The following is a 23674-nucleotide window of genomic DNA, read 5'->3' on the forward strand; positions in this document are numbered from 1 at the left end:
CGCCGTCCACCCTAAGTCCGCGGACGCGGATCCGCGGGGCCGCGGAGGCAGCCGTAACGACCCGGTAAGAACTCGTCACACGTCATGATTCAGTAAGGAGCGCAAGGGTTTTCCCCGGTCCATCCCGGACTTACGGTCGGCGCCGTGACTGACTCAGGAGTGGACGTCGTCCTCCCTTGCCTCGATGAAGCGGGCGCCCTGCCCGGAGTACTGGCCGGACTGCCCCCGGGCTACCGCGCGATCGTGGTCGACAACGGTTCGGCCGACGGCTCGCCCGAAGTGGCGGCCTCGCTGGGCGCGAAGGTCATCCACGAACCGCGCCGCGGCTACGGCGCGGCCGTGCACACGGGGCTGGAGGCCGCCACCGCGGACATCGTGTGCTTCGCCGACGCCGACGGGTCCCTGGACCTCGGCGACCTGCCGCGGCTGGTGACCGCGGTCGAAGGTGGTGCCGACCTGGCCGTCGGACGGCGGGTGCCGACCGGTCCCGGGGTGTGGCCGTGGCACGCGCGGGCCGGCAACGTCGTGCTGGCGCGGCTGTTGCGGGGCCGCGGGTTGCCGGTGCGGGACATCGCGCCGCTGCGGGCCGCGGACCGGCGGGCGCTGCTCGGCCTCGGCGTCACGGACCGGGCTTTCGGCTATCCGCTCGAGCTGCTGATCAAGGCCCAGCGCGCCGGCTGGCGGGTGCGCGAGTTCGACGTCCGCTACGGCGAGCGCGCCAAGGGGACGAAGTCGAAGGTGTCCGGCTCGGTGCGGGGCACGCTGCGCGCGGTCCGCGACTTCGGGCGGGTGCTGGCGCGATGACGAATCGATTCGTGCTGCTGGTCGTGGCCAAGGCCCCCGTGCCGGGGCTCGCCAAGACCCGGCTCTGCCCGCCGGCGACCCCGGCGCAAGCGGCGCAGATCGCCGCGGCCGCGCTGCTCGACACGCTCGACGCCGTCTGCGCGGTTCCCGGCGCCGCGCCCGTCGTCGCGATGACCGGCGACCTCGGCGACGCCGCGCTGGCCACCGAAATCGGCTCGGCACTGCGCCGGGTGACCATGATCCCGCAGCGGGGCTGGGACTTCGGCGCCCGGCTGGCGAACGCCCACGCGGACGCCGCCGCGGTGCACACGGGCCTTCCGATCCTGCAGATCGGCATGGACACCCCGCAGGTCACGCCGGAGTCCCTCGCCAGTGCGGCCGCGCCGGTCGTGGACGGCGGGCACGACTCGGTCCTCGGCCCGGCCGAGGACGGCGGCTGGTGGGCGCTCGGACTCGCCGATCCGCGGCACGCGCAGGCCCTCGCGGACGTCCCGATGTCCCGCGACGACACCGGCGAACGCACCCTGCGCGCGCTCACCGCGTGCGGGCTGCGACCGCGGCAAGCCGCGCGACTGTCCGATGTGGACACAATGACAGACGCTCGCGCCGTGGCGGCGACGTGCCCGGACGGCCGGTTCGCGCGCGCCGTCGCGGCGGTCCCGGGGCAGGCGGTCGCATGAAGACGGCACTCATCGGCAACGAGTTCGACCGCGGCCTGCTGGGCCACCGGTGCTGGCTCGAACTGGCCACCGGCGAGCGGGTCGACCTGCCGGTCGAGCGGTGGACGGCGCCGTCCGAGGGCGACGAGGTCCTGCTCGACGCCTGCGCCGGCCCGACCCTCGACATCGGCTGCGGTCCGGGCCGGCTCACCGCGGCCCTCGCCGCACGCGGGGTCGTCGCGCTGGGCGTGGACAGCTCTCGCACGGCCGTCCGGCTGACGCGCCGTCGCGGCGGGAGTGCGTTGCACCGCAACGTCTTCCACCACGTGCCCGGCGAAGGACGGTGGCGGCACGCCCTGCTCGCCGACGGCAACATCGGCATCGGCGGCGACCCCGTGGGCCTGCTGCGGCGCGCGGCGCAGCTGATCGCCGGCGACGGTGACGTCCTCGTCGAGCTGGAACCGCCGGGGCGCGGGCTGCGGCACGAGCGCGTCCGGCTGCGGCCCGGGCACGCCGACAGTGCCTGGTTCACCTGGGCGTGGGTCGGTGTGGACGCGATCGCCGAAGTGGCCATGCGCGCGGGGCTGCGCGTCGGCTGGACCACCCGGCACGGTCATCGCTGGTTCGCGCGGTTGGAGCGGTCGTGAAGCTGCCGATCCCGAAGGAAGAACACTTCACGGCACCGGCGCACGACGAGCGCGTGACGTCGAAGATCGGCCTGGCGCTGGCGGTCACGTTCACGACGTGCTTCGTCACCGGCCTGATCAGCCACCTGATCCAGCACCCGCCGGAGTGGTTCTTCTGGCCCAGCCGCCCGGTCGGGCTCTACCGCGTCACGCAGGGGCTGCACGTGATCTCCGGCGTGGCGTCGATCCCGCTGCTGCTGGCGAAGCTGTGGAGCGTCTACCCGAAGCTGTTCGGCCGGCCGCTCGTCCGTTCGCTGCCGCACGCCCTGGAGCGCCTCTCGATCCTGGTGCTCTCGGGTGCGGCGTTCTTCGAGCTGACGACCGGGCTGCTGAACGTCGCGCAGAACTACCCGTGGGGCTTCTACTTCCCCCAGGTGCACTACGCGGTCGCGTGGCTGGCGATCGGGTCGATCCTGGTGCACGTCGCGGTGAAGCTGCCGGTCATCCGGCGGGCGCTGAGCCGCGGCAAGCCCGAGGAGGAGCCACCGGCCGCCGGGCTGTCCCGGCGCGGGTTCCTGCGGACCACCGGGCTCGCTACGGGCGTCGCGGTCGTCGCCACCGCCGGCGCGACCGTCCCGTTCCTGCGCGGGATCTCCGGCCTCGCCTGGAAGACGAGCAAGGGCACGCAAGACCTCCCGGTGAACCGGACGGCGGCGGCCGCGGGCATCACGTGGTCGACGTCCTGGCGGCTCTCGGTGGTGACCCCGCGCGGCACGACGAAGTTCTCGCTCGACGAGCTGCGCGCGCTGCCGCAGACGACCGCCGAGCTGCCGATCGCGTGCGTCGAGGGCTGGAGCCAGTCGGCGACCTGGCGCGGGATTTCCCTGCCCACGCTGTTGAAAGCCGTCGGCGTGTCACCGGGGACAGCCGTTCGAGTGTCCTCTTCGGAGCGTTCCGGGCTGTACGGCGTCAGCGTCCTGCCCGGCGAGCACACGGCCGACGAGCTGACGCTGCTCGCGCTGGAGCTGAATGGCGAGGTGCTCGACCTCGACCACGGCTTCCCGTGCCGGATCATCGCCCCGAACCGGCCCGGGGTGCTGCAGACGAAGTGGGTCACGAAGCTGGAGGCGCTGTGAAGACCGCTCGCGCTCTGCTCGCCCTGCCGGGCCTCGCGGCGCTGGCGTGGGGTGTGGTGCTGTTCGTCGAGTACGCGTTCCCGTTGCGCCCGGACGTGTTCGGCACGGTGGGCTGGATCGTCGGCGGCCCGCTGATCAACGACGGCGTCGTCGCCCCGCTGACGGCGGTGCTCGGCATCGTCCTGGCCCGCGTCCTCCCGCGTCCGTGGAAGGTCCCGGTGGTCACCGGCACGGTCATCACCGGAGTCCTGCTGATCCTGGCGTTCCCGCTCCTCTGGCGCCCGTACGGAACCCCGCCGATGCCCGGCCTCCACGACGGAAACCCGGCCCTGGGCCTGACCCTCACCTTGGCCGCAGTCTGGCTCCTGGTGGCCTTGACCCCGCTGGCCCGCCGTGTCGTCCCCTCAATCACGCGTGTCGCGCCTCCAGACACGCGTGATGCCCCTCCAATCACGCGAGAAGCCCCCTCGATCACGCGAGATGCCCCTCAGGACACACGAACCGACCCTCCAGGCACGCCGGCCGACCCTCCAGGTACGCGAACCGACCCTCCGAGTACGCCGGCCGACTCTCCGGGTGCCTGAACCCGGCCACAAATGCGGCCACGCGCGACCGGCATCGAGTGCCTGATCGCGCGTGGCCTTGTGGGTCCGGCCCCGAGATGCGGGGGTCGAGCCAGTGCTGGTCTCGGCCGCACCAAGGCGGCCGAGCGTCTGGAAGGGATCAGTTGGCCGGGACGGGCTGTCCGCCGAGGGTCACTTCGACCGTGCGGCCGTCGGAGAGGGTGAACGTCGCCTTCTCGTCCGGGGCGCGGGTGCGGATCGCGGCGACCAGCGTGTCGGACGTGTCGATGTTCCGGTCGTCGATCTTCGTCACGATGTCGCCGGACTTGAGGCCGGCCTTCTCCGCCGGGCTGCCGGCGGTGATGGCGCCGAGCTTCGCGCCGCCTTGCGGGGCGTCCGTGACCTGCGCACCGATGTAGGTCTGCACCGCCTGGCCGGTCTTGATGATCGTGTCCGCCGTGCGGCGGGCCTGGTCGATCGGGATGGCGAACCCGATGCCGACGTTGCCGCTCTCGGAACTGCCCTGGCCCTGGCCGCTGGCCGACTGCGGGCTGTAGATCGCCGAGTTGATGCCGATGACCTGGCCGGCCATGTTCGACAGCGGCCCGCCCGAGTTACCCGGGTTGATCGCGGCGTCGGTCTGGACGGCGTCCATCACCGTCTCCTGGCTCGCCTGGCCGCCACCCGCGCGCACCGGCCGGTGCAGCGAGCTGACGATGCCCGAGGTGACCGTGCCGGCCAGCTCGAACGGCGAGCCGATGGCGACGACCGACTGGCCGACCTTCAGGTCGTCGGACCGGCCGATTTCCACCGGGGTCAGATTGTTGACGCCGTCGACCTTGACGACCGCGATGTCGGTGGTCGGGTCGCGGCCGACGACCTTGGCGGCCGCCTTCCTGCCGTCCTGGAACACGGCCTGGATCTGCCCGCCGCCCGTGGCGACCTCGACGACGTGGTTGTTGGTCAGGATGTAGCCGTCGGTGCTGATGACGAACCCGGAGCCCTCGCCGGCTCCCTGCTGCCCGCTGACCTGCAGCTCGACGACGCTCGGCGACAGCTTCTGCGCGACCGCCTCGACCGAGCCCGCGGGGGCGTTGCCGGTCTGCTGGGCCGGCTTCGGCGCGTCGAGCGCGTTGCTCGCCGGGCCGTTGGACGAGCCGCCGGTGAGGTACCCGACCGCCCCGCCCGCGATGCCGCCGACGAGCAGTGCCACCAGCGCGACGCCGGCGAGCAGCTTCCCGCCGGACCGCTTCGGCTGAGCGGGCGGCGCCGGCGGCACGCCGTAGACGGACGTCCCGGCCTGCGCGTACGGGTTGGGGTTCGGCGGCGGGTAGACGCTCTGCTGGGTCTGGCCCGACGGGGTGCTCTGTGCGGACCAGGGGTTCGGCGCCCCGTAGGACGGATCGGCCCCGGTCACCGCGTGGTAGGACGGCTCCGGCGTCGAGTACTGCGGCGTACCGCCGGACTCGGGCGTGGTGGCCTGGTCACCGTACGGGCTCCCCGCCCAGCTGCCCTGAGCGGCCTGCTGGCCGGTCTCGGGGTGCCGCGGCGCCGCGGGGTCCTGCGCGCTGGGGTCGTTCTCGGTCATGTCATCACCTTGCGGGACGGTCCTGAGAGGTTCCTGAGCCGAACCTGTGCATCGGAGATGAGTATGGCCGGATCAGCCCACCGCGCGGAGCTTTTCCGCGATCTGCTCCGGCGTAGCGTCGTTGACCCACACCGCCATGCCCGATTCGGACCCCGCCAGGTACTTCAGCTTGTCCTTGGCGCGCAACACGGAGAACAGTTCCAGGTGGAGCCAGCCGAGCTCGCGGTCGCGGCGCACGGGCGCCTGGTGCCACGCCGCGATGTACGGCAGCGGCCGGTCGTACAGCGCGTCACACCGGCGCAGGACGTCGAGGTAGACGTCGGCGAAGTCATCGCGCTCGGCGTCGGTCAGGGCGGGGATGTCCGGAACCTGCCGGTGGGGAACCACGTGCACCTCGATCGGCCACCGTGCCGCCGGCGGCACGTACGCCGTCCAGTGCTCACCGGACGCCACCACGCGCGCACCGGACTTCCGCTCGGCGGCCAGCACGTCGCCGAGCACCGGGCGGCCGTGCTCGGCCTGGTAAGCGCGGGCGACGTCGAGCATCCGCTCGGTCTTCGGCGTGACGAACGGGTAGCCGTAGATCTGCCCGTGCGGGTGCGACAGTGTGACGCCGATCTCCTCGCCGCGGTTCTCGAACGGGAAGACCTGTTCCACACCGGGCACTTCGGACAGTGCGGCGGTGCGGTCGGACCACGCGTCGACGACCGCGCGCACCTGCTTCGCGCTCAGCCGCGAGAAAGCGCCGTCATGATCGCTGGTGAAGCAGACGACCTCGCAGCGCCCGCGTCCGGGCCGCACCGGCACCAGCCCGAGACCATCCACAGTGGACGGCTCGCCGATGACGTCTTCGGCGAAGGAGGGAAAGCGGTTCTCGAAGACGACGACGTCGTAGTCGCTTTCGGGGATCTCGCTCGGTTTGCCGGGCTTGCTCGGGCACAGCGGGCACAGGTCGGCCGGCGGCTTGTAGGTCCGCGTCTGCCGGTGGGCGGCCATCGCGACCCACTCGTTGGTCAGCGGGTCCAGCCGGATCTCCGACGCGGCCGCGACCGGCGGCAGGTCGCGGGTGTCCTCGGCGACGCGGTCGGGCGCGCCGGGCTGGTCGAAGTAGATGATCTCCCGGCCGTCGGCCAGGTGGCGTACGGTGCGCTTCACGCTTCTTCGGCCTCGACTGTCTCCGCCGTTTCGGCGATCATGAGTTCCGTTGCCCTTTCGGCGAGTATTTCCTTGGCCTCGTCGGAAATCCCGTCATCGGTGACGACGACGTCGGCCTCGTCCAGGTCGGCGATCGTGGAGATCCCGACGGTGCCCCACTTGGTGTGGTCGGCGAGCACGACGAGCTTGCGCCCGGCCTCGACCAGCGCGCGGTCGGTCTCGCTCTCGGTGAGGTTCGGCGTCGTGAAGCCCGGCCCGTCGGCCATCCCGTGCACGCCGAGGAAGACGACGTCGAGGTGCAGCGACCGCAGGCTGTGCACGGCGACCGGCCCGACCAGCGCGTCCGACGGCGTCCGCACCCCGCCGGTGAGCACGACGGTGCGGTCCGGCTGCGTCGACCCGCGGAGCACGTCGGCGACCTGGATCGAGTTGGTCACGATGGTGAGCCCCGGGATGGCGTCGAGCGCACGGGCGAGCGTCCACGTGGTGGTGCCGGCGGAGATGCCGATCGCGGTGCCGGGCCGCACGAGTGTCGCGGCGAGCTCCGCGATGGCGTCCTTCTGCGCACGCTGGCGCACGGATTTGGCCTCGAAGCCGGGTTCATCGGTGCTCTTGCCGACGATCGACGTGGCGCCGCCGTAGACCTTCTCGACGAGCCCGCGCCCGGCAAGGACGTCCAGATCGCGGCGCACCGTCATGTCGGAGACACCCAGCCTGGTCACGAGGTCACTGACCCGGACCGCTCCGGTCCGGCGTGCCTCTTCCAGGATCACCGCCTGTCGCTGACGCGCCAGCACCGCTCAACTCCGTCCCCGTCACACCCCAACCACACAAAATCCTACACGATTCAACACGGTATCCGCAGGGGCGACGTGGGTGAACTTTCGAAAGAGCAGGTCACAGCGCGATCGGCAGAACCACGCCCCAGGCGAACAACACCACTGCGGGCGATCCGAGCGCAACCCGCCACGCGAGCGGCAATCCATCCGCGGTGACGAGCGCCGCGAGCGCGTAGCAGCCGGCGACCACGGCGGAGAACACGAGGAAGGAACTCTCCCCCGGCTCGAGCACGGTGGTGAACACGGCCAGCGCGACGAGCGGCCCCCCGAGCGCGACCACGCAACGGCGGACCGGCTCACGACGCGACATGCGCCGATCGTGGCCCACATCGCCGGAGGCGTCTCGAAAACACCCGGATCAGCCGGGCGCCCCCGGCAGCCGGATCGTCATCAGCGCGCCGCCCTCGGGCGCCCGAGCCGCGTACACCGCGCCGCCGTGCCGCTCGGCCGCGTGCTTCACGATCGCCAGGCCGAGGCCCGACCCGGGCAGCGTCCGCGCCTCCGACGAGCGGTAGAAGCGGTCGAACACCTTGGGCAGGTCCTCCTCGGCGATGCCCGGGCCGGCGTCGGCGACCTCGACCACGGCGGTGCCGTCGCCGAGCGGGTACAGCCGCACCCAGACCGTCGCGTCCGGCGGCGAGAACTTCACCGCGTTGTCCAGCAGGTTCAGGATCGCGCGCTCGATCGAGCTGTTGTCGCCGGTGAGCACCCACGGCTGCAGCGAGACGTCGAAGTTGATCTCACCCGCGCGCCGCCGCGCCCGGTCGAGCGCGCGTTCGACGACGTCCAGCAGCTCGACGCGCTCGAAGCGTTCGCGCGGCTCGTCCTGGCGCGCGAGCTCGACGAGGTCGCCGATGAGCTGCGTCAGCTCGTCGAGCTGGCCGCTGATGTCCGCGACGATGTCGACGCGGTCGGTGTCCGGCAGCGGCGGCGCGCCCGGCTTGCTCGCGGCGAGCAGCAGCTCGAGGTTGGTGCGCAGCGACGTCAACGGCGTCCGCAGCTCGTGGCCCGCGTCCGCGACCAGCTGGCGCTGGCGTTCCTGCGAGTCCGCGACGGTTCCGAGCATGGTGTTGAAGGTCGTGGTGAGGCGCGCCAGCTCGTCGTCGCCGCTGACCGGGATCGGCCGCAGGTCGCCGGTCTTGGCGACGCGCTCGGCGGCCGAGGTCAGCCGGTCGACCGGGCGCAGGCCGGTCCGCGCGACCGCCGTCCCCGCCGCGGCGGCGACCAGGATGCCGGCGCCGCCGATCAGGAACAGCACCAGCGCGAGCTCGTTCAGCGTGCGCTTGGTCGGCTGCATCGACTGGGCGAGCACGATGGCCTCGCCGTGCCCGGTGGGCAGCGCGACGACCCGGCTGTCGGTGCGGAAGTCCGTCCGCATCGACTCCGGCGAATCCCCGTTCGCCACGTTCAACTCGTCCTGGCCGAACGGCGGCGCCGAGCTCGAGAGCGGATAGGTCATCACGGCGTGCTGGACGTCGGGCGCGGCGGTGAGCTGCCCGATCTGCAGGTCGGCGCTGGCCAGGAACGCGCCGGGCACCTGCCGCAGCTCCGTCTGCACCTGGGGCGACGCGACGGCCGCCTGGGCGCGCGCCATCAAGCCGTCGTCCAGCTGCTGGTAGAGGTTGCTGCGCACGACCATGTACGCCCCGAGCGACACCAGCGCGACGGCGCCGGCGACACAGGCGGCGGCGAGCAGCGTCACCCGGCCGCGCAGCGAGAACCGGCGCGTCCCCCAGCGCGTGCCGCGGGGATCGCCGGGTTCGGTCACGGCGGGGTTTCCCTCAGGACGTACCCCACTCCCCGCACCGTGTGGATCAGCCTCGGCTCCCCCTCGGCCTCCGTCTTGCGGCGCAAGTAGCCGACGTAGACCTCCAGCGCGTTGCCCGACGTCGGGAAGTCGTAACCCCATACTTCCTCCAGTATCCGGCCCCGCGTGAGGACGTGCTTCGGGTAGGAAAGGAACAGTTCCAGCAGCGCGAACTCGGTCCGCGTCAGGCTGATCTCGCGGCCGTCGCGGCGGACCTCGCGCGTGCCCGGGTCGAGCGTCAGGTCCGCGAAGGACAGCATCTCCGAGGCCTGGCCGTTCTGGGCCTCCGGGCTGGCGCGGCGCAGCAGCGCCCGCAACCGGGCGAGCAGCTCTTCGAGCGCGAACGGCTTCGGCAGGTAGTCGTCGGCGCCGGCGTCCAGCCCGGAGACCCGGTCGGAGACGGTGTCGCGCGCGGTGAGCACGAGGATCGGCAGGTCGTCGCCGGTGCTGCGCAGGCGGCGGGCCACCTCGAGGCCGTCGAGCCGGGGCATCATGACGTCGAGGACCATCGCGTCCGGACGGTCGGCGATGATCGCTTCGAGGGCTTGCGCACCGTCGCTGGCCAGCTGGACCTGGTAGCCGTTGAACTCCAGGGACCGCCGGAGCGACTCACGGACGGCGCGGTCGTCGTCCACCACAAGGATGCGCATGGCGACAGTTTTACTCAGCGTGCTGAGACTCGCCTAAGAACACACACAGAACTAACAAAGAGATTCCCTCACTCCGGCGCTCGCGCGACCGGCGCGTTCCAGTGCCGCCAGAGCGCGATCATCCTGATCGCGACGACCCCGGCGGCCGCGACGACGGTCACGGGCCCTTCCGGCAGTCGCACAGCGTGACCGATGGCGACGAGCACCGAGCCGGCCAGCGCGGCCACGGCGTAGATCTCTTTCCGCAGGACGAGGGGGATTTCCCGGAGCAGGAGATCCCGCACGGCGCCGCCGCCGATGCCGGTCGTCATGCCGATCAGGCACGCGGCGTAGACGGTGGCGCCGGCGTTGAGCGCGATGGTCGTCCCGGCGGTGGCGAAGACGCCGAGCCCGAGCGCATCGGCGAGCAGCACGCCCCGCCGCAGCCGCGCGACCTGAGGGTGGAAGGCGAAGACGACCAGGGCGGTCACGGCGCAGACGGCGAGGTAGGGCCAGTTCCGCAGTGTCGTGGGCGGGTGGATGCCGAGCAGGACGTCCCGGATGACCCCGCCGCCGAGCGCGGTGGTGAGCCCGACGACGACCACGCCGAAGACATCCAGACGAGCCCGCACGGCGGCGAGCGCCCCGGACGCCGCGAAGGCGACGAGCCCGAGGAACTCCAGCGCCGTGAGCAGCATCTACTGGTCGAGAAGCCCACCGCGGTAGGCCAGCAGCGCGGCCTGCACCCGGTTGGCCGCCCCGATCTTGGAGAGCACGGCCGAGACGTACCCCTTGACGGTGGCTTCGGACAGGTGCAGGCGCCCGCCGATCTCGGCGTTGGAGAGGCCCTGCCCGATGAGCGCGACGACCTCCCGTTCGCGTTCGGACAGTGAGGCGAGCAGCTTCCGTGCAGGCTGGGCGGCGCGCTGTTCGTCCCGGTGGGACTGAACCATCCGCGCGGCGACCCCCGGGTCGAGCACCGCCCCACCTCGCGCCAGGTCCCTGACCGCCCTGAGCAGCGCGGCCGGGTCGATGTCCTTCAGGAGGAAGCCGTTGGCGCCGAGCCGGAGGGCGAGGCTGACGTACTCGTCGATGTCGAAGGTGGTCAGCATGGCCACGGTGGGCGGATCCGGGAGGGCGAGGATGGCCCGGAGAGCGCGAATGCCGTCGTCAGGGGCCCGCATCTTGATGTCGAGCAGGGCGACATCGGGGTGGTACCGCCGGGCGACCTCCACTGCGGATCTGCCATCGGAGGCCTCGCCCACGATCTCGATGTCCTGAGCCCCGGACATCATCGCGCGCAACCCCGAGCGCACCAGTTCCTCGTCGTCGGCGAACATGAGCTTGATCAACGAAGCCCTCCGCAACAGCCAGTAGGAGGCGGCTCCCCGCGTCCCGTTAACGAAGGTTACCTACTGTTGTTCAGCAGTTCGAAACCAGACACGACCAGGTGAGGCGCTGGTCCGTCCAGGTCAGGTCGGGTGGGCCGTCCGGCAGGGTGTATCCCGGGGCTTGGTCATGCCGCAGAACCACTCACCTGGGTGACGACGGAGGTCGTGCTAGGCCATCCGTGCCCCTGCTGCTGAGTCCTGCTTCGGCAAGCTAAGCTTGCCTCGGCAGTTGTAGGCCCTCGTAGCTCAGGGGATAGAGCACCGCTCTCCTAAAGCGGGTGTCGCAGGTTCGAATCCTGCCGGGGGCACCGGCACTCTGAAGGCAAGAGTCGAAGCCGAACCGTCACGATGAATCACCATCGTCGACAGGAGCACACAGCTGAGCATGCGCTCCTGTCGACGACTCAGGCTGCCTGCGCGAAGTAGGCCAAGCCCTTTCCACTGGAACCGCCGACCAGAAGAGCTCGATCGAGAAAGCAGTTGTTGTTTTCGCAACTGGTTTCGGGCAGCAACACACACGCGTGACATGCTGCGAGGTTGGCCCCGTCGACGCCGCTGCTCTTCGACTCCATGCACAGCGGGTCGTTGGAACACCATGAAGCCCTCAGCAACGCACTCCCCAACGTCTGTGCAAGACGCGCGGGCTCACCCTGCGCCACCACCCCGCCGAGACTGCCGGCGGAATCACTGGTCGCCGTGTAGATCAGGACGCCGGACATCTCCGAACCGGCGTAGATCCTCTCGCGCAGCGCGGAAGCCGGGTATCCGCCGTCCAAGCTCCATTCATTGATCAGGGCGTGCGCGAGGGTGTGGAGCAACACACGCCGCGCCGAGACGGGAGACGTCACCTGGTCGACAGACGTCAGCGGGTCGAGCGCAGCTCGCTCGCGAAGCAACTTGAGGTGATTGTCCCGGATGACCGAGACCCGATCACGGACAGCTTCCCGAGTCTCCCACCGACGGACCTCGTCCTCTTCCAGGCGGACGAAGACACCCTCTCCGACAACTTCGATGGCGGGGAGCCACTTCAGGTCAGCCTTGCTCAACGGGGCCTGGCGTGCATCGTCGGCGTTCTCTTCGGACGGCGTCCCACGGGTGAAGGCGGCGAGCGCTCGCACCTCGCGGAGCCGTTTGACCAACATGACGCCATCGACTTTGAACTCGCCGAGCGGATCGAGACTTCCTTCAGGCGGTTCGCAGACGAACGACTGTAGACCGTCGTCAGGCCGCTCTCGACTGCCGGCCACGAGACTACGGTATTCCTGTACCCGGAGCGATGCCGAAGAAACGATTTCCGCGTCGCCGCCATCCGCTTCGCGCTCACGCGCGGCGTTGAGCTCGGCAACCACCCGGAGAACATCGCCCGAAGTCGCATTCGCCTGCTGCAGCTTCGCGTGGTGATTGCTGCAGAACCACAGCACGGCCTTTTCGTCAGGCGCATCCATCAGCTTTTCCCGCTCCACGAGCGCGTGCACACCTTCGCTGAACGGCGGAATGGAGAGGGCACTGCTCATCACGGGGTTCCAGACCGAAGATGAACCACGCTGCATCGTCCGCGGAGTCCGGTCGCACGGGGCAGAATTGTCATCCTGCAACCACGGAGAACGTCCTGAGCAATGGATACCCAGCTCGCGCAACGCCTTACGACGGAAGACTCCCTCCATGGAAGCCTTCTCTCCGCAACTGCACTCGATGACGATCGCCCTCAGTGAAGCCGACGCGCCGGCGGCCCTAAGCTCGAGCGAACCCTTGCAGAAACCCGAAGCACCTTTCCCTCGATGAACCCACTTCGAGTACGGGAAATCCTGGATATGACCGCCGTCGCAGACAAGCACGAATCGCGACGGCACCAACAGCTCGTCACAGTCCCCACAGTTCGCCTTTTCCCCGGCGGTGTTGAACTCACGAAAATTCTGCAAAGCATGACAACTCGGACAAGAGTAGTACTCGGGGAACCTGCGGACGCGCACGCCATCCTTGGCACTCTCCTGGTCCGGCGCGGGCGGCAACCGGAATGAATCGACACCTAGGAGCTGGGCGAGCCGCCGTTCGTGGATTTCCGGCGCTTCGGAGATATCCCAGGAATCGAGCCCGGAAACGATGAAAGACTCGTTGTCGACCGCAACGAGAGAACCGACCCCGTAGGTCGTGACGAGCTGCGACCTCCGGACGGAGCTCAGCTTGCGAGCTGCTCGCAACTTTCCGCCGCTGCGGCGGGCAGAACCTGTGTAACCCATCCCGTCACTCCTACCGCTTGTTTTCGAGGAACAGCGTCGACTCGGCATCTACGTCCCGCAAGCTCCACAACGTGGGCTGACCGTCGCTCGGGCCCGCTTCGTCGGTGTCGAACCCGCTGAGCAAAGCCGGGGCCTGAGTGCCCCGCGTCGCCTCGTACACGAGTTCGGGGTGGTCGTCCGCCATGTCGCGCCACCATTGCACGAATGCGTCTATCTGCTCCGCGACCGACTCCGCCTCCTGCCGGTCGACACTGGCCACGCGATCCAGGATCGCAGCGCGCACAGTCGCCTCCACCTCGCCGACGAACTTGTCGATCCGACCGGCATCACCGTTGCCGGCGAGCCCGGGAACCACCAGCCTCGACAACGCGACGACCACCGCGTGCAGACCCCGATCCCGCGCCCTCGCAGAGAACGGTGTGACGCTCGTCGACTCGACTTCCCGGTAGAGCGCGGAGTGGAAGGTGGGAAAGCTCTCGTAGTGCGAGCGATCCCTGGAACGCATGGAGTTCAACATCACGGTGACCAGACCGGGATGACGACGACCGACCCGGCTGGTGGCCTGGATGTACTCCGCAGTCGTCTGCGGCTGACCCATCACGGACATCAACCCGAGGCGGTCGATGTCCACGCCGACCGAAATCATGTTCGTCGAGAGCAAAACGTCGAGCACCCTGTCTTCCGGCAATGCACGCTCGATCATCTTCAGCAGCGCCGGGATCTTGGTGGAGTCCGCCCGGCTGCTGAGGTCTTCGACCGAAAGATCGCCTCGTTTGCTGGAACCGTCGCGATCTGCCAGCGCCTCCAAACGGTCCTGAACGTCATCGCGGACCTGGAGTTCAGCAGCCGAAAGCAGCCTGAGGCTGTTGAAGTAACCGACGAGCGTCCAGTAGGGATCGAGTACTTCGGGCGTCACCCCACTTTCTCGGGCACGGACAACCTCGTGCAGCAACGCCGCATAAGTGCGCACCAGCAGCGTGGCCTGGCTGGTACTCGACGTCATCAACCCCACGTAGCGCCGCGAAGCCTTTTCCGACCGAGGCGTTTCGACCGCGAACCACGAGTCGCGTGCGTCCAAGCCAGCCGGGGGGAACTGGGCCACATGACGATCGAAGAGTGCGGCGACCTGGTCGGAAGCCCGCCTGATCGTTGCGGTGGACGCCACGATCTTCGGCCGATCGGCAAGTACGTCGATCGCGGTTTCGTACAAGCCGGTCAACGTTCCGAGCGGCCCGGAGATGAGGTGGAGTTCGTCCTGCACGATCAGCTCGGGTGGCTTCACCCCGTCACGATCACGGTTGAACAGCGCCGCGGTGACCGGTCGCCATGGCAGCGAGGCGAATTTGTCCACCGTGGCGATGACGAGTGTCGGATGCCACTCGTAGACAGCCTGATCGACGACGTGCACGGGGAGACCCGGCGCCGGGTGGAAGTCACACCGCGCATTGCGGCAGCGCACCGTCATGCGCACCTCGGCCTCGACGACTTCGTAGTCGTCCGCCGTGAGTACGTCCCCGCACCACGGGCAAGCGCGAAGCTGGACCGGGTTCTGCGTGCTCAGCTGCTTCCCGCGACTCGATCGCAGCTGCTTCAGCGACTCGTTCGCGCTCTTGAGATCATTGGGCGTCGCAGATCGGCCGACCCACATGCCGATCGATATCGATGTCGAGCCCAGACGAGTCGGATCGTCGTTGCGGATGACTTCCATCGCGCAGATCAGCGTGGCTGCGCGTTCGAACTGCTGAAGAGTGAGGAGACGAAGCGTGTACCGCATCAGGACGGTCACGCCGTCCCCCTGCTCGCCGTCACGGAGACGTCGAAGAAACACGGTGAACGCGATCAGTCCGAGGTACGCCTCGGTCTTGCCACCCCCCGTCGGGAACCACAACAAGTCGGCGACCGACCGGTCGTCATGACCCGGGTCGACGATGCCGGCGAGACACTGGAGCACGAAGGCGACCTGGAACGGACGCCAACGTCCGGCGGCGAGATCGGGCTCGCCCTTGCGCCCGTCCTTGATCCACTGGGTCCGCGCCCGTTGCTCGGCCATGGCCTTGTTCGCCAGCCGGAAAGCCTCGAGAACCTCCGGACGTGACTCGTCCGTGAGCAAGTCCAAGCCCGCTCGCATCCGGGCGAGCGCGCTCCGGCAATACTCGATCTGCTTACGAGCAGCGCTGACGTGATCCTTCTCGGTAAGACCGGCGATGTCGACCTCACGGGCGTCGACCCAGTCGGCGTAACCATCGAGCACCGAACGGAGGCGATGTCCGATCTCCTCGGCCGAGGACCCGCCGAGTCCGACCATGTCGAGCGCTCCGTCGTCGATGTCGCGGTTCGAGTCGGTGAGCAGGACCTCCTGAGTCGGAATGAATTCGGTGCGCACACTCGCCACCGCAGCGCGAGGCATCGGCCTGTACAGTTCCGGTGCCTGCCAATCCCAAGCGACCGAGCAGCCGTGTCCCGTTGCGAACGACGGCACATGACGATGCAAAAGCCGGCTGAGTGCTTGCTCTTCATCCACGGCGCCGCGAAGTGCCGGACGTTCGACGAAGGGAACGCTCCCGGCAGGGCCGGTGACCTCCAGAGCCGCTTGGAAGAAGCAGAAGGCGTCCTGGAGGTCGTACTCACCGCAAGTCAGCGTGTTCACCAACGTCACAGTCACCGAAACCACGCCACCCGCAGGTACCCGCACCAGCGCGCGCAGCGCCAGCCCATCCGGAAGACCGTCGACTTCAACCATCCCCGGAACGGTCGCATCGAGTTCGACGGGGGCGCAGTCGAGCGGCACCCGCCGCCATCGTTCACGCTGGCCGTCCGTGCTCCTGGGCTCGCTGCGCTCGGCTCGCACGACGTTTCCCTCGGCGTCCTCCGGAACGTACCGCGCTCCGGCGACGGCGATGCGAAGCATCGGGCAGACCCCGGTGTCGACCGAGAACGTCAACCCCATCGACGAGGGCTTCCGCTGGTTCGACAGCGCGACACCGAGGTCGATTTCGTCCCGATCGGCGCCTTTGACACCGGAGACTTCCGGCACCTGGTCCACGCCGTCCTCCTCGACCGGCTCCGGAACCTCGGTCGGCTTGCGCTGCGGGAACAGGGCACCGATCGGGTAGGCCGTGATCGGGGCGTCGGTGGTGAGAACCTCACGATCGCCTCCGTACGGCCCGAGAAGGTCCGCGCGCAGCGCAGAGCGCAGCTCGGCACGGAGACCGTAGTGTTCACCTCGGAGCGTCGTCACTTTTCGACCGTTCCTTCCCTGTTCTCGTCGCCTGCACGCCACACGATCCGACCGAGTCCGCCGACACGGGGCGCCAACCACACGTCACCGCCGTCCCAGCCGACTTGTTCACCGACTCCCATGGCACCGACAACGGTCTGGACCGCGTCGATCTGCAGGCCTTCGATGGAGATCGGCCAAATGGTGCGCCCCTTCCCACCGAGCAGCTTCCAGAGGTCGCGGCGGAACGCCTGCGAGGCGTCGCCGATGCGAAAACCCTTGTGGAACAAGCCGTATTCCGGCGCTTCGTCGCCTGACATCGGCAAATCGTGCAACTTTCGAAACTCCGCCGAATCGCCCTCGCGCACCCCCACCCGAAGGTACCGTTGGATCGCAGACGGGGCCGACCCATCGGAACAGGCCGGGCGAAGCTGCGCTACATCGAATTCGAGAACCTCGATCCCAGTGCGCTGGGGTTCTTTACGAGAAATGTACCAACGCTCGACGCGTGACGGCAAAAACGACTTCTTCCGATACAGCCACGTCTGGGGTGCTTCCAGGCGGTAGAGGTCCAGCCGCGGTCTGGTCATGGCAACGTACAAGAGCCTAGCCGCAGCCTGGACGTCCTCGCCCGTCTTCTTGCTCTTCGGCCCATCCGGTCGGACGACGAGCACACGGTCGAACTCCAGACCTTTCGCCCGGTGGATGGTCGAGATCGTCAAGCGGTGTTCCAGCGGCGCGGTGAGGTCGTCCGGGAGACGTTCCTCGGCGATGCGCCTCCGCAACTCCGACAGGTCAAGTCGGTTCCCTCGCGCACCTGCCGCTCGACGCAGAGAGCGCCAAGCGCCGGACGGCGGACGAACCGCCAGGGTGTCGAGCTCGTCGACGAACTCGGCGAACCGGCTTTCGGTGATTTCCCCGTCGGCGAATGTTTCGAAGAGTCCGGCGAGCCACGGCGGCGCAAAGCGCTCCCTCGTTCCCCTCTTGACACGATGGGGTATCGCATACTTGTCCAGTTCACGGGACAACGCGAGCGCTTGCGCGTTGTCCTGGCAGAGGATTCCGGTGCTGCCCTCGGCGTCACGCAGGGAAGCCTGGACGAAGCCGTCTTCGAGAGAACCGAAGGACGGCACCTGCGCCAAGAGATTCGTGAGTTCGCGGAGCAGGGACACGGCTTCGTCGTCGGTTCGCATTCGTTGGAGTCGTGGACCGACACCCAGTGCGATTCGCGCCTCTGGCGTACGAGCACGGAAGTTCTCGTCGAGCGTGCACTCGACCAAGTCGTCCAGGAAGCTGCTGCGAAGCCAGTCGAAAAACCGGCCGGTCTCGCCTGCCCGCTCCTGTGGGTCGGCGATCTGGAACCCGTAGATCGACTGCGCGACATCGCCCACCACGGTGAAGCCGGCCTCCCGAAACCGATCGAGGAGAGTCTCGACGAGATCGCGCCGAACACCTACCAGATCCTGGATCTCGTCCACGACGAGATGACGGGGCTCGCCGCGTTCGGACTCCTCGAGCACTCCGCGCCCGATTGCCTCGACTGCCAGCGCAATCCGTCGGTCGAACCCGATCCCGCCGAGGTCGACGCGGTGCGGATCCTCCTGGTGGAGAATCGACGTCGCCCAGCTGTCGAACGTCTGGGCCCGTACCCGGCGGGCCGCCACGCCCGCCCGATCGAGTCTTTCGACGATTTCGCGCACCGCGGCTCGTGAAAAGCTCAGCACCAGGATGTCCGCAGCCTGCAACTCCTCCTCTCGGATCAAGTGCTCGAGCCGGTGGATGAGCATGGTCGTCTTGCCGGCGCCCGCCCCCGCTCCCACGAGAACCTTGGCATCCCACGGCAGCTCCACGACCTCCCGCTGGGACGGGGTGAGGACGAGACGATTCTCTTCGGTGGTGATCATCACCGGCGCTCCTGCCACAGGTGCTCGAAGTCGGTGAAGGCAAGCGCCTCGGAGAAGTTGGTGATGTTGTCCCGAACGTCGAGGATGAGGCACCCGTCCTTACCGCCGTTGAGACGACCACGGAGGCCGCGACCGATCATCTGCTGATAGCTGTTCGCGCTGTACACCGGACGCGCGATGACCACGGCTCGGGTAGCCGGCGCGTCGAATCCTTGGGACAGGACACCGTAGTTGGTTATGACCCGGACGCGCCGCTCGCGGAAGTCGTCGATCTTCTTCCGCCGTTCGGCCAAAGGTGTCGAAGAATCGATCGCGACGGCCCGGATCCCGCGATCTCCCAGCTTGGCGGCGAGAAACTTCGCGTGATGGACCGACGTGGCGAACACCAGGATCGGCCAGTCGTCGGGCAAGGAGGCGATCTCGTCCAGGAGGATCTTGTTCCGCACCTGATCCTCGGACAGCCGCTGCTCGGCGGCCTTGGGCAGGAAGGCGGCCGGACCGTCGCCTTTGAGGCCGACCAACTCGTCCGGCCTGAGCTGGAGGTCCGCACCGCGAAGCTGCCGGTGTTCCACCGCTGACAGAACCCCTCGCCTCTGCAGCGCAGGAATGGCTTCGCCCTCGAAAACACCTTCGTCGAGACGCTCGTTGCCGAAGCGCGCCACGAGCCGTTCGGTCGTCGTCTCGTTGTTTCGGAAGGGGGTCGCGGTGAGCCCGATCAGATGCCTGGTCGTCTCACGATGGGTGAGGCCGAGCTTCTCGAAGATCGCCGTATAGCTCTTGGAGATGGCCACATGCGCCTCGTCGACGAGCACGAGCGACGCGTTCCTCAGCCAGCCGTATTGGTCCTCACCGAGAATCGAGCTGAGCTTCGCATCCGTGGCGACCACCAGGTGCGGGCGATCGGCGACCGGTGTCGCGGAGTTGTTGTGCCAGAGTCGGTCGATCACCAGCTCGGACTTGGGGCCGACCTTTTCCCAGACGAACTTCCAGGACTGGACGGCCTGTTCGCAGAGCTCGCCGGTCTGCGCGATCCACAGGATCGGTCCGGCCGGCGTACCGGAGTCACGGATCCACCTGATCACGCCTTCGGCGGCGACTCGGGTCTTGCCCGCTCCGGTGGGCAGGCTCAGCATGGCCCGCCGAGGAGTCGAAGAACGCAACAGAGCCGACACCCGGGCGGCGATGATTTCCTGGTAGTCGTGCAGCCGAGGGAATTCCACCGGCCCCGCCGCGCGAACGCGAGCGGGTGGCGCCGGGATCCGCGCACCCGCGAAGGAGTCCGGCAGGTCCAGGGAAGCAACGAACCGGAGCGCGGCCTGTTCACCGTCGAACCGCGCCGGCGCGGTCGGGATTCGCGCCTGCAGATCTTTCTGGTGCACCCTGAGGATCCCGTCGCCATGGGCGTTGTAGGCCATCTCGGCAACGCGCAGAGCATCGGGTTCGCGGCCCGACTCGGTCACTTCGCTCTCGAGCAATCCATTGGGGAGTCCGGAGCGCAGATCTTCCTCGGCGATGAGCGACGAGATCTTCTCGGCCACCGTCTTCGCCTGTCGGACGGCATCGAGCTTCGCGTTCAACTCGAGGTCTTGCTGCTGTCGACGGTGCGCTTCGAGCAGGCTTCGGCAGCCGTCCGTGCCCAACTTCCAACCGAACTCCATGTCGGCCAGGGAAAGCGCGGTCTCGTGTGACGCGTTGTCGGTGACGAGCACCGTGGTCCGTTCGTGCAGGGTACTTCGTAACGGCGTCGTGCGGGTACCACTCGGGGTGTGCACCACTTCTTCGAGCTCGGCGCACCGTTGAAGGAACAGACCGTTGACCCGGGATCCGAACCGCTGGCGCAGCGGCGGGTATTCGTCGACCACCGCGACCGGGGAGCCGGCAGGTACCGAGCGCACGCGCTTCGAAATCACGTCCGAAACCCGCCTCATGCCCCAATCGGCGATCATCGCTTCGGCGTCGTCGCGGTCCTCGGCACGGTCGATGAGGAGAGCCGGGTGGTTTTCCTTCACCAATTCGTGCAGTTCCTCGCGGTTGAACGCAATCGCGATCTCGTCGTCCGCGCGCAGCTCCCACCGGTCACCGACTCGGCAACGTGTGCTGTCCTCGTCGCCCAGCAGGCCGCAACCGGCCCTGACCAGCAGTGCGTAGGTGCGGCCGATGAACTCGTCGTCGTCGCTCTGCTTGACCTGCGCCAACAAGTCGGCCCACTGCGCGTCCCGCACCTGGTCGACTGTCGACGGCAACTTCAGCCGGGCGGCCTTGCGCGGACTGATCTCCGCGACCGGGAGGACGTCGCGGTACGCAGCCAGCTCCGGGGAAACAGCTTCGGCGACGCGGACGACGCCCTTCGAGGTTTTCACGTGGCCGTACTTCTCGAGGAGCCAGCGAATCGGCGACTTCACCGCCACGCGGGTGGCCGCGGACTTCCCGATCTGCCGGGTCCAGCTTTCGGTCAGCCCCTCGTCGGGCATCGCACCCAGGAACGCGGCACGTCCCTCCGGGGACAGTTCGAGGAAGATGGTCATGGGCCCCGCAATCGGACCACCTTCGACCTTCACCGTCTTCAACGCCGGCCGGTGATCCGTGGGCTTGAGTTTGCTCACGAAAGCCTTGTAGACCGCCGCGTGGTAATCGTCGAACCACGGTTCGCTCTCGGGCCGGTGGCCGCGTGCAGGCAGGTCGACCGCACCGAAGTCGAGCAAAACTCCACGGTCGTCGACGTGGAATCGCGGGTCGATCGCAACATCGGCGTCGCGCGATCCGTCGCCGGGTACGACCGCTCCGACCAGCAAGCATTGTCCGATCGGCCGCCAGCTGCCGGCGACGGTCCGCACCTTCAGCGTGCTCTCGACCGACGGCATCGCTTTCCGGATCGCCGGCACCTGCGACGTCCGGCCTGCCGCTCGCATGAGCTCCCAGAACCGTGTCCAGGACTCGGTCGTGTAGTCGTCGAAACCTCCCTGGTCCAACACACTGCGAAAGCGTCCCTCGGCGTCGGCATCACGGATACCGAGTTGATCCAGGGCGCGCTGGAGCGATACGTCGTCGGCCAGTTCACGGTGGACGTAGACGAGATCATCCCGGAGCCCGTCCTCGACCGTTCGGCGGAACACGCTCCCGGCGATGGGCGCGACGACCCCGCCGTGTTCGGTGAGAACGATCTTCGCCCTCCGCGCATCTTCCGCGGCGGCCCGATCGTGGAGGTATTCCCCCTGCAACAGCGCGGCCAGGACCCTGAGCGCGGCGGCCGAACCCGCCGGTGTCCCATCCGCCACCAGCGCTTCCAGCCACTCGCGAGTGGATGCGACTTCATGGCCGGCCGCGTCGAGGATGTGGCTGACCTTTCCCCGCCGTTCCCGCGACGCCTCTACGGAATGGTGGATCCAGTCGCGGGGCCTCCCGGGATGGCTCCGCCACAACTCCAGCGTCTTGGGATCGAGCTTCTCCGGGTGGACCCGCAGGTCCACGGGGCGACGCAGCACACCGTCCTGGTCCGGCAGCGACGGTCGGGTCGCCGCCTCCTGCCAGATCCGACCGGTCAGGTAAGCGCACGCCCAGTTGGGTGATTCCTTCGACCGACCGGGCAGGAGCGGCAGGTAGGCGGCCGGATCCTCGTCCACCACCAGCTTGCCGAGTGAAGAGACGACGAGGTCCGCAGCCACGCGCAAAAGCTCGTTGTTGAAGGCGCTTTGCAGCAGGTTCTGACGGTCTTCGTTGGTCTTCCACGCCGCGTTCAGCACGCCGCTGAGAGTCGTGGGGTACGTGGTGGGGAAGTACGCCCAAAAGGCGCCCCGATCGTTGGGGACCGTGTGAAGTGTCTGTCCCTGGGCGTTCGTCGTGACCCGGTAGTCCGGCACCGCCCAGGAAACGTCGATCGTCACCCTGTCGTGCAGCTCACCGGCCCCACGCCGGACTTCGTCCTCGACAGTGTGCGAGCGCGAGAAGACCCTGTGCTGTTCGGTGACGGCCTTGGCGCCACCACGCACCTCCCGAATGGTGCGCCTTTCGGCCGATCGAGCGACCACTATCTCGCGGCGCACCAACGGCATTCGCCTTCGGTCCTCCAGCACGACGGTGCCGACGTGCGACGAGAAGACCTGGAAGAGATGGGGGAACTCGTGGGACGGCTGGTCCGCCAGCCTGCTCCGCGGGGTTTGCTGGATGTCGTGTCCAAGCCCCTCTCCGGCCCCTCGGAGCAACGGCAGACGCACAACCGTCACCGCCCAGTCGAGCAGTTCGTGGAGCACCTGGTCGAGTCGACGTTCGACGGCGACGTCGAGGGGCTTCGCAAGTCTCAGCACCGGCGAGCTCTCGAGCGCGGACAGCGGCGGAAGGCCCTTTCCGACCCGCCCGTCGTTCACCGCCTCGAGGATCCGCCCACGGGCCCAGTCGGCATCGAAACCGAAGGCCCCGGTCCTGCTGAAGAACTGCGGCGTCCGGGTGACCGACAAGACCGACTTGACGCCCACGCCGAACCGGCCGATCTGGCCGCCTCGCTTGCGTGAGACACCCATGCGCAAGATGGTCTCCGCGCCCTCCGGTGTGATGGGTCGACCTTCGTTCGCGCAGTACAGGTGGTCATCAGTGAGCACGACCTGGACGCGTCCTCCGGCGCTCTCGGGTTCACGCATTTCGTCGGCGGCGTTCTGCACCAGTTCGAAGATCTGCCGGTCGCTGTATCCACCTTGGTGGATTCGACGCTCGCCATTGGCGTCCTCCTCTACACGGCCTTCGCTGAGCGCATACGTACTCAGCGCGAGGTCGGTGAGCTCGGTGATCCTTCCGAGCACGGTTCCATCGAACGTGTCCACCACCCGATTCGCTCCCAACGACGGCTGTGCGGCATTCGGAGAACGATCACCCCTGCAAACCGGACTCCGAAATTCTTCATGATCGATCACCGATTCACCACCATCGCCTCGCCCCGACGGCGTGTCAACCGGCTGTTGCTTTCGAATCGGACGTGCTGTATTCGCGCCAGCGAAGCTTCCTGACTCCCGACGCACCCACTTCGGCTGCGTCGGACCGGGATCCGACCTCACCGGAGTCGAGATCGACTTCCTACGATCGATGAGGTCGCCGACCGGCCTGCAAGTGTTACGACCATCGTCCCGGCGAG

Annotated in this window: 17 protein-coding genes and 1 tRNA gene; 6 read left to right on the forward strand and 12 right to left on the reverse strand. The window is 68.3% G+C overall.

Annotated elements, in window-relative coordinates; genetic code table 11:
- The first annotated feature begins 159 nt into the window (after positions 1-159).
- The 5 genes from QQ657_RS15530 to QQ657_RS15550 are packed head-to-tail and all read left to right on the forward strand — an operon-like array spanning position 160 to position 3809.
- Entirely contained in the window at positions 160-804 is a 645-nt protein-coding gene (locus QQ657_RS15530; protein WP_284743015.1) for a glycosyltransferase family 2 protein, read from the forward strand.
- On the forward strand, positions 801-1484 hold the full coding sequence (locus QQ657_RS15535) for a TIGR04282 family arsenosugar biosynthesis glycosyltransferase (protein WP_284742841.1): 684 nt from the start codon (positions 801-803) through the stop codon (positions 1482-1484). The genes QQ657_RS15530 and QQ657_RS15535 overlap by 4 nt, the downstream gene beginning before the upstream one ends.
- A complete protein-coding gene (locus tag QQ657_RS15540; RefSeq protein WP_284742842.1) occupies positions 1481-2110 on the forward strand; it encodes a class I SAM-dependent methyltransferase in 630 nt (209 codons plus the stop codon). The genes QQ657_RS15535 and QQ657_RS15540 overlap by 4 nt, the downstream gene beginning before the upstream one ends.
- Complete coding sequence (locus QQ657_RS15545; RefSeq protein ID WP_284742843.1) at positions 2107-3225, forward strand: molybdopterin-dependent oxidoreductase; 1119 nt, start codon at positions 2107-2109, stop codon at positions 3223-3225. Before QQ657_RS15540 ends, QQ657_RS15545 begins: the two co-directional genes overlap by 4 nt.
- Positions 3222-3809, forward strand: a complete 588-nt coding sequence (locus QQ657_RS15550; RefSeq protein WP_284742844.1) for a hypothetical protein — start codon at positions 3222-3224, stop codon at positions 3807-3809. Before QQ657_RS15545 ends, QQ657_RS15550 begins: the two co-directional genes overlap by 4 nt.
- A 139-nt stretch (positions 3810-3948) precedes the next feature.
- On the opposite strand, the gene QQ657_RS15555 is transcribed toward QQ657_RS15550, so the two are convergent.
- The 8 genes from QQ657_RS15555 to QQ657_RS15590 all read right to left on the reverse strand — a co-directional run bounded on the left by QQ657_RS15555 (position 3949) and on the right by QQ657_RS15590 (position 11158).
- Positions 3949-5376, reverse strand: a complete 1428-nt coding sequence (locus QQ657_RS15555; protein ID WP_284742845.1) for a S1C family serine protease — start codon at positions 5374-5376, stop codon at positions 3949-3951.
- Positions 5377-5448: 72 nt separating this feature from the next.
- Positions 5449-6531: a galactose-1-phosphate uridylyltransferase gene (gene galT / locus QQ657_RS15560; RefSeq protein WP_284742846.1), complete on the reverse strand. Its 1083-nt coding sequence runs from the start codon at positions 6529-6531 to the stop codon at positions 5449-5451.
- Entirely contained in the window at positions 6528-7328 is an 801-nt protein-coding gene (locus tag QQ657_RS15565; protein WP_284742847.1) for a DeoR/GlpR family DNA-binding transcription regulator, read from the reverse strand. The genes galT and QQ657_RS15565 overlap by 4 nt, the downstream gene beginning before the upstream one ends.
- 100 nt (positions 7329-7428) lie before the next feature.
- The gene (locus QQ657_RS15570; RefSeq protein WP_284742848.1) at positions 7429-7680 is read right to left on the reverse strand and encodes a hypothetical protein; all 252 of its coding nucleotides are present in this window, start codon (positions 7678-7680) and stop codon (positions 7429-7431) included.
- A gap of 48 nt (positions 7681-7728) precedes the next feature.
- Positions 7729-9138 carry a sensor histidine kinase gene (locus QQ657_RS15575; RefSeq protein WP_284742849.1) on the reverse strand — a complete coding sequence of 470 codons (1410 nt, stop codon included), beginning with the start codon at positions 9136-9138 and terminating at the stop codon, positions 7729-7731.
- Positions 9135-9827 carry a response regulator transcription factor gene (locus QQ657_RS15580; RefSeq protein ID WP_284742850.1) on the reverse strand — a complete coding sequence of 231 codons (693 nt, stop codon included), beginning with the start codon at positions 9825-9827 and terminating at the stop codon, positions 9135-9137. The genes QQ657_RS15575 and QQ657_RS15580 overlap by 4 nt, the downstream gene beginning before the upstream one ends.
- 68 nt (positions 9828-9895) lie before the next feature.
- Positions 9896-10504: a trimeric intracellular cation channel family protein gene (locus tag QQ657_RS15585; protein WP_284742851.1), complete on the reverse strand. Its 609-nt coding sequence runs from the start codon at positions 10502-10504 to the stop codon at positions 9896-9898.
- Positions 10505-11158, reverse strand: a complete 654-nt coding sequence (locus tag QQ657_RS15590; RefSeq protein ID WP_003087851.1) for a response regulator — start codon at positions 11156-11158, stop codon at positions 10505-10507.
- 274 nt (positions 11159-11432) lie between these two features.
- On the opposite strand from QQ657_RS15590, the gene QQ657_RS15595 reads away from it, so the two are divergent.
- Positions 11433-11505: transfer RNA gene (locus tag QQ657_RS15595), tRNA-Arg, on the forward strand.
- A gap of 96 nt (positions 11506-11601) precedes the next feature.
- On the opposite strand, the gene drmB is transcribed toward QQ657_RS15595, so the two are convergent.
- The 4 genes from drmB to QQ657_RS15615 are packed head-to-tail and all read right to left on the reverse strand — an operon-like array spanning position 11602 to position 23369.
- Positions 11602-13434 carry a DUF1998 domain-containing protein gene (gene drmB, locus QQ657_RS15600; protein ID WP_284742852.1) on the reverse strand — a complete coding sequence of 611 codons (1833 nt, stop codon included), beginning with the start codon at positions 13432-13434 and terminating at the stop codon, positions 11602-11604.
- Between the two features lie 10 nt (positions 13435-13444).
- Positions 13445-16672: a helicase-related protein gene (locus QQ657_RS15605; protein ID WP_284742853.1), complete on the reverse strand. Its 3228-nt coding sequence runs from the start codon at positions 16670-16672 to the stop codon at positions 13445-13447.
- Positions 16669-18555: a UvrD-helicase domain-containing protein gene (locus QQ657_RS15610; RefSeq protein WP_284742854.1), complete on the reverse strand. Its 1887-nt coding sequence runs from the start codon at positions 18553-18555 to the stop codon at positions 16669-16671. The genes QQ657_RS15605 and QQ657_RS15610 overlap by 4 nt, the downstream gene beginning before the upstream one ends.
- A complete protein-coding gene (locus tag QQ657_RS15615; protein ID WP_284742855.1) occupies positions 18555-23369 on the reverse strand; it encodes a DEAD/DEAH box helicase in 4815 nt (1604 codons plus the stop codon). The genes QQ657_RS15610 and QQ657_RS15615 overlap by 1 nt, the downstream gene beginning before the upstream one ends.
- Positions 23370-23674 lie beyond the last annotated feature (305 nt).

Origin of the sequence: Amycolatopsis ponsaeliensis (genome assembly GCF_030182635.1) — a bacterium.
GTDB classification, from domain to species: domain Bacteria; phylum Actinomycetota; class Actinomycetes; order Mycobacteriales; family Pseudonocardiaceae; genus Amycolatopsis; species Amycolatopsis ponsaeliensis.

What these genes read in the sequence shown, in the direction of transcription:
- QQ657_RS15535 (WP_284742841.1), top strand. Translation starts at nt 801, where the DNA reads ATGACGAATCGATTCGTGCTGCTGGTCGTGGCCAAGGCCCCCGTGCCG.
- QQ657_RS15540 (WP_284742842.1), top strand. Translation starts at nt 1,481, where the DNA reads ATGAAGACGGCACTCATCGGCAACGAGTTCGACCGCGGCCTGCTGGGC.
- QQ657_RS15555 (WP_284742845.1), bottom strand. Translation starts at nt 5,376, where the DNA reads ATGACCGAGAACGACCCCAGCGCGCAGGACCCCGCGGCGCCGCGGCAC.
- QQ657_RS15570 (WP_284742848.1), bottom strand. Translation starts at nt 7,680, where the DNA reads ATGTCGCGTCGTGAGCCGGTCCGCCGTTGCGTGGTCGCGCTCGGGGGG.
- QQ657_RS15580 (WP_284742850.1), bottom strand. Translation starts at nt 9,827, where the DNA reads ATGCGCATCCTTGTGGTGGACGACGACCGCGCCGTCCGTGAGTCGCTC.
- QQ657_RS15585 (WP_284742851.1), bottom strand. Translation starts at nt 10,504, where the DNA reads ATGCTGCTCACGGCGCTGGAGTTCCTCGGGCTCGTCGCCTTCGCGGCG.
- drmB (WP_284742852.1), bottom strand. Translation starts at nt 13,434, where the DNA reads ATGGGTTACACAGGTTCTGCCCGCCGCAGCGGCGGAAAGTTGCGAGCA.
- QQ657_RS15610 (WP_284742854.1), bottom strand. Translation starts at nt 18,555, where the DNA reads ATGATCACCACCGAAGAGAATCGTCTCGTCCTCACCCCGTCCCAGCGG.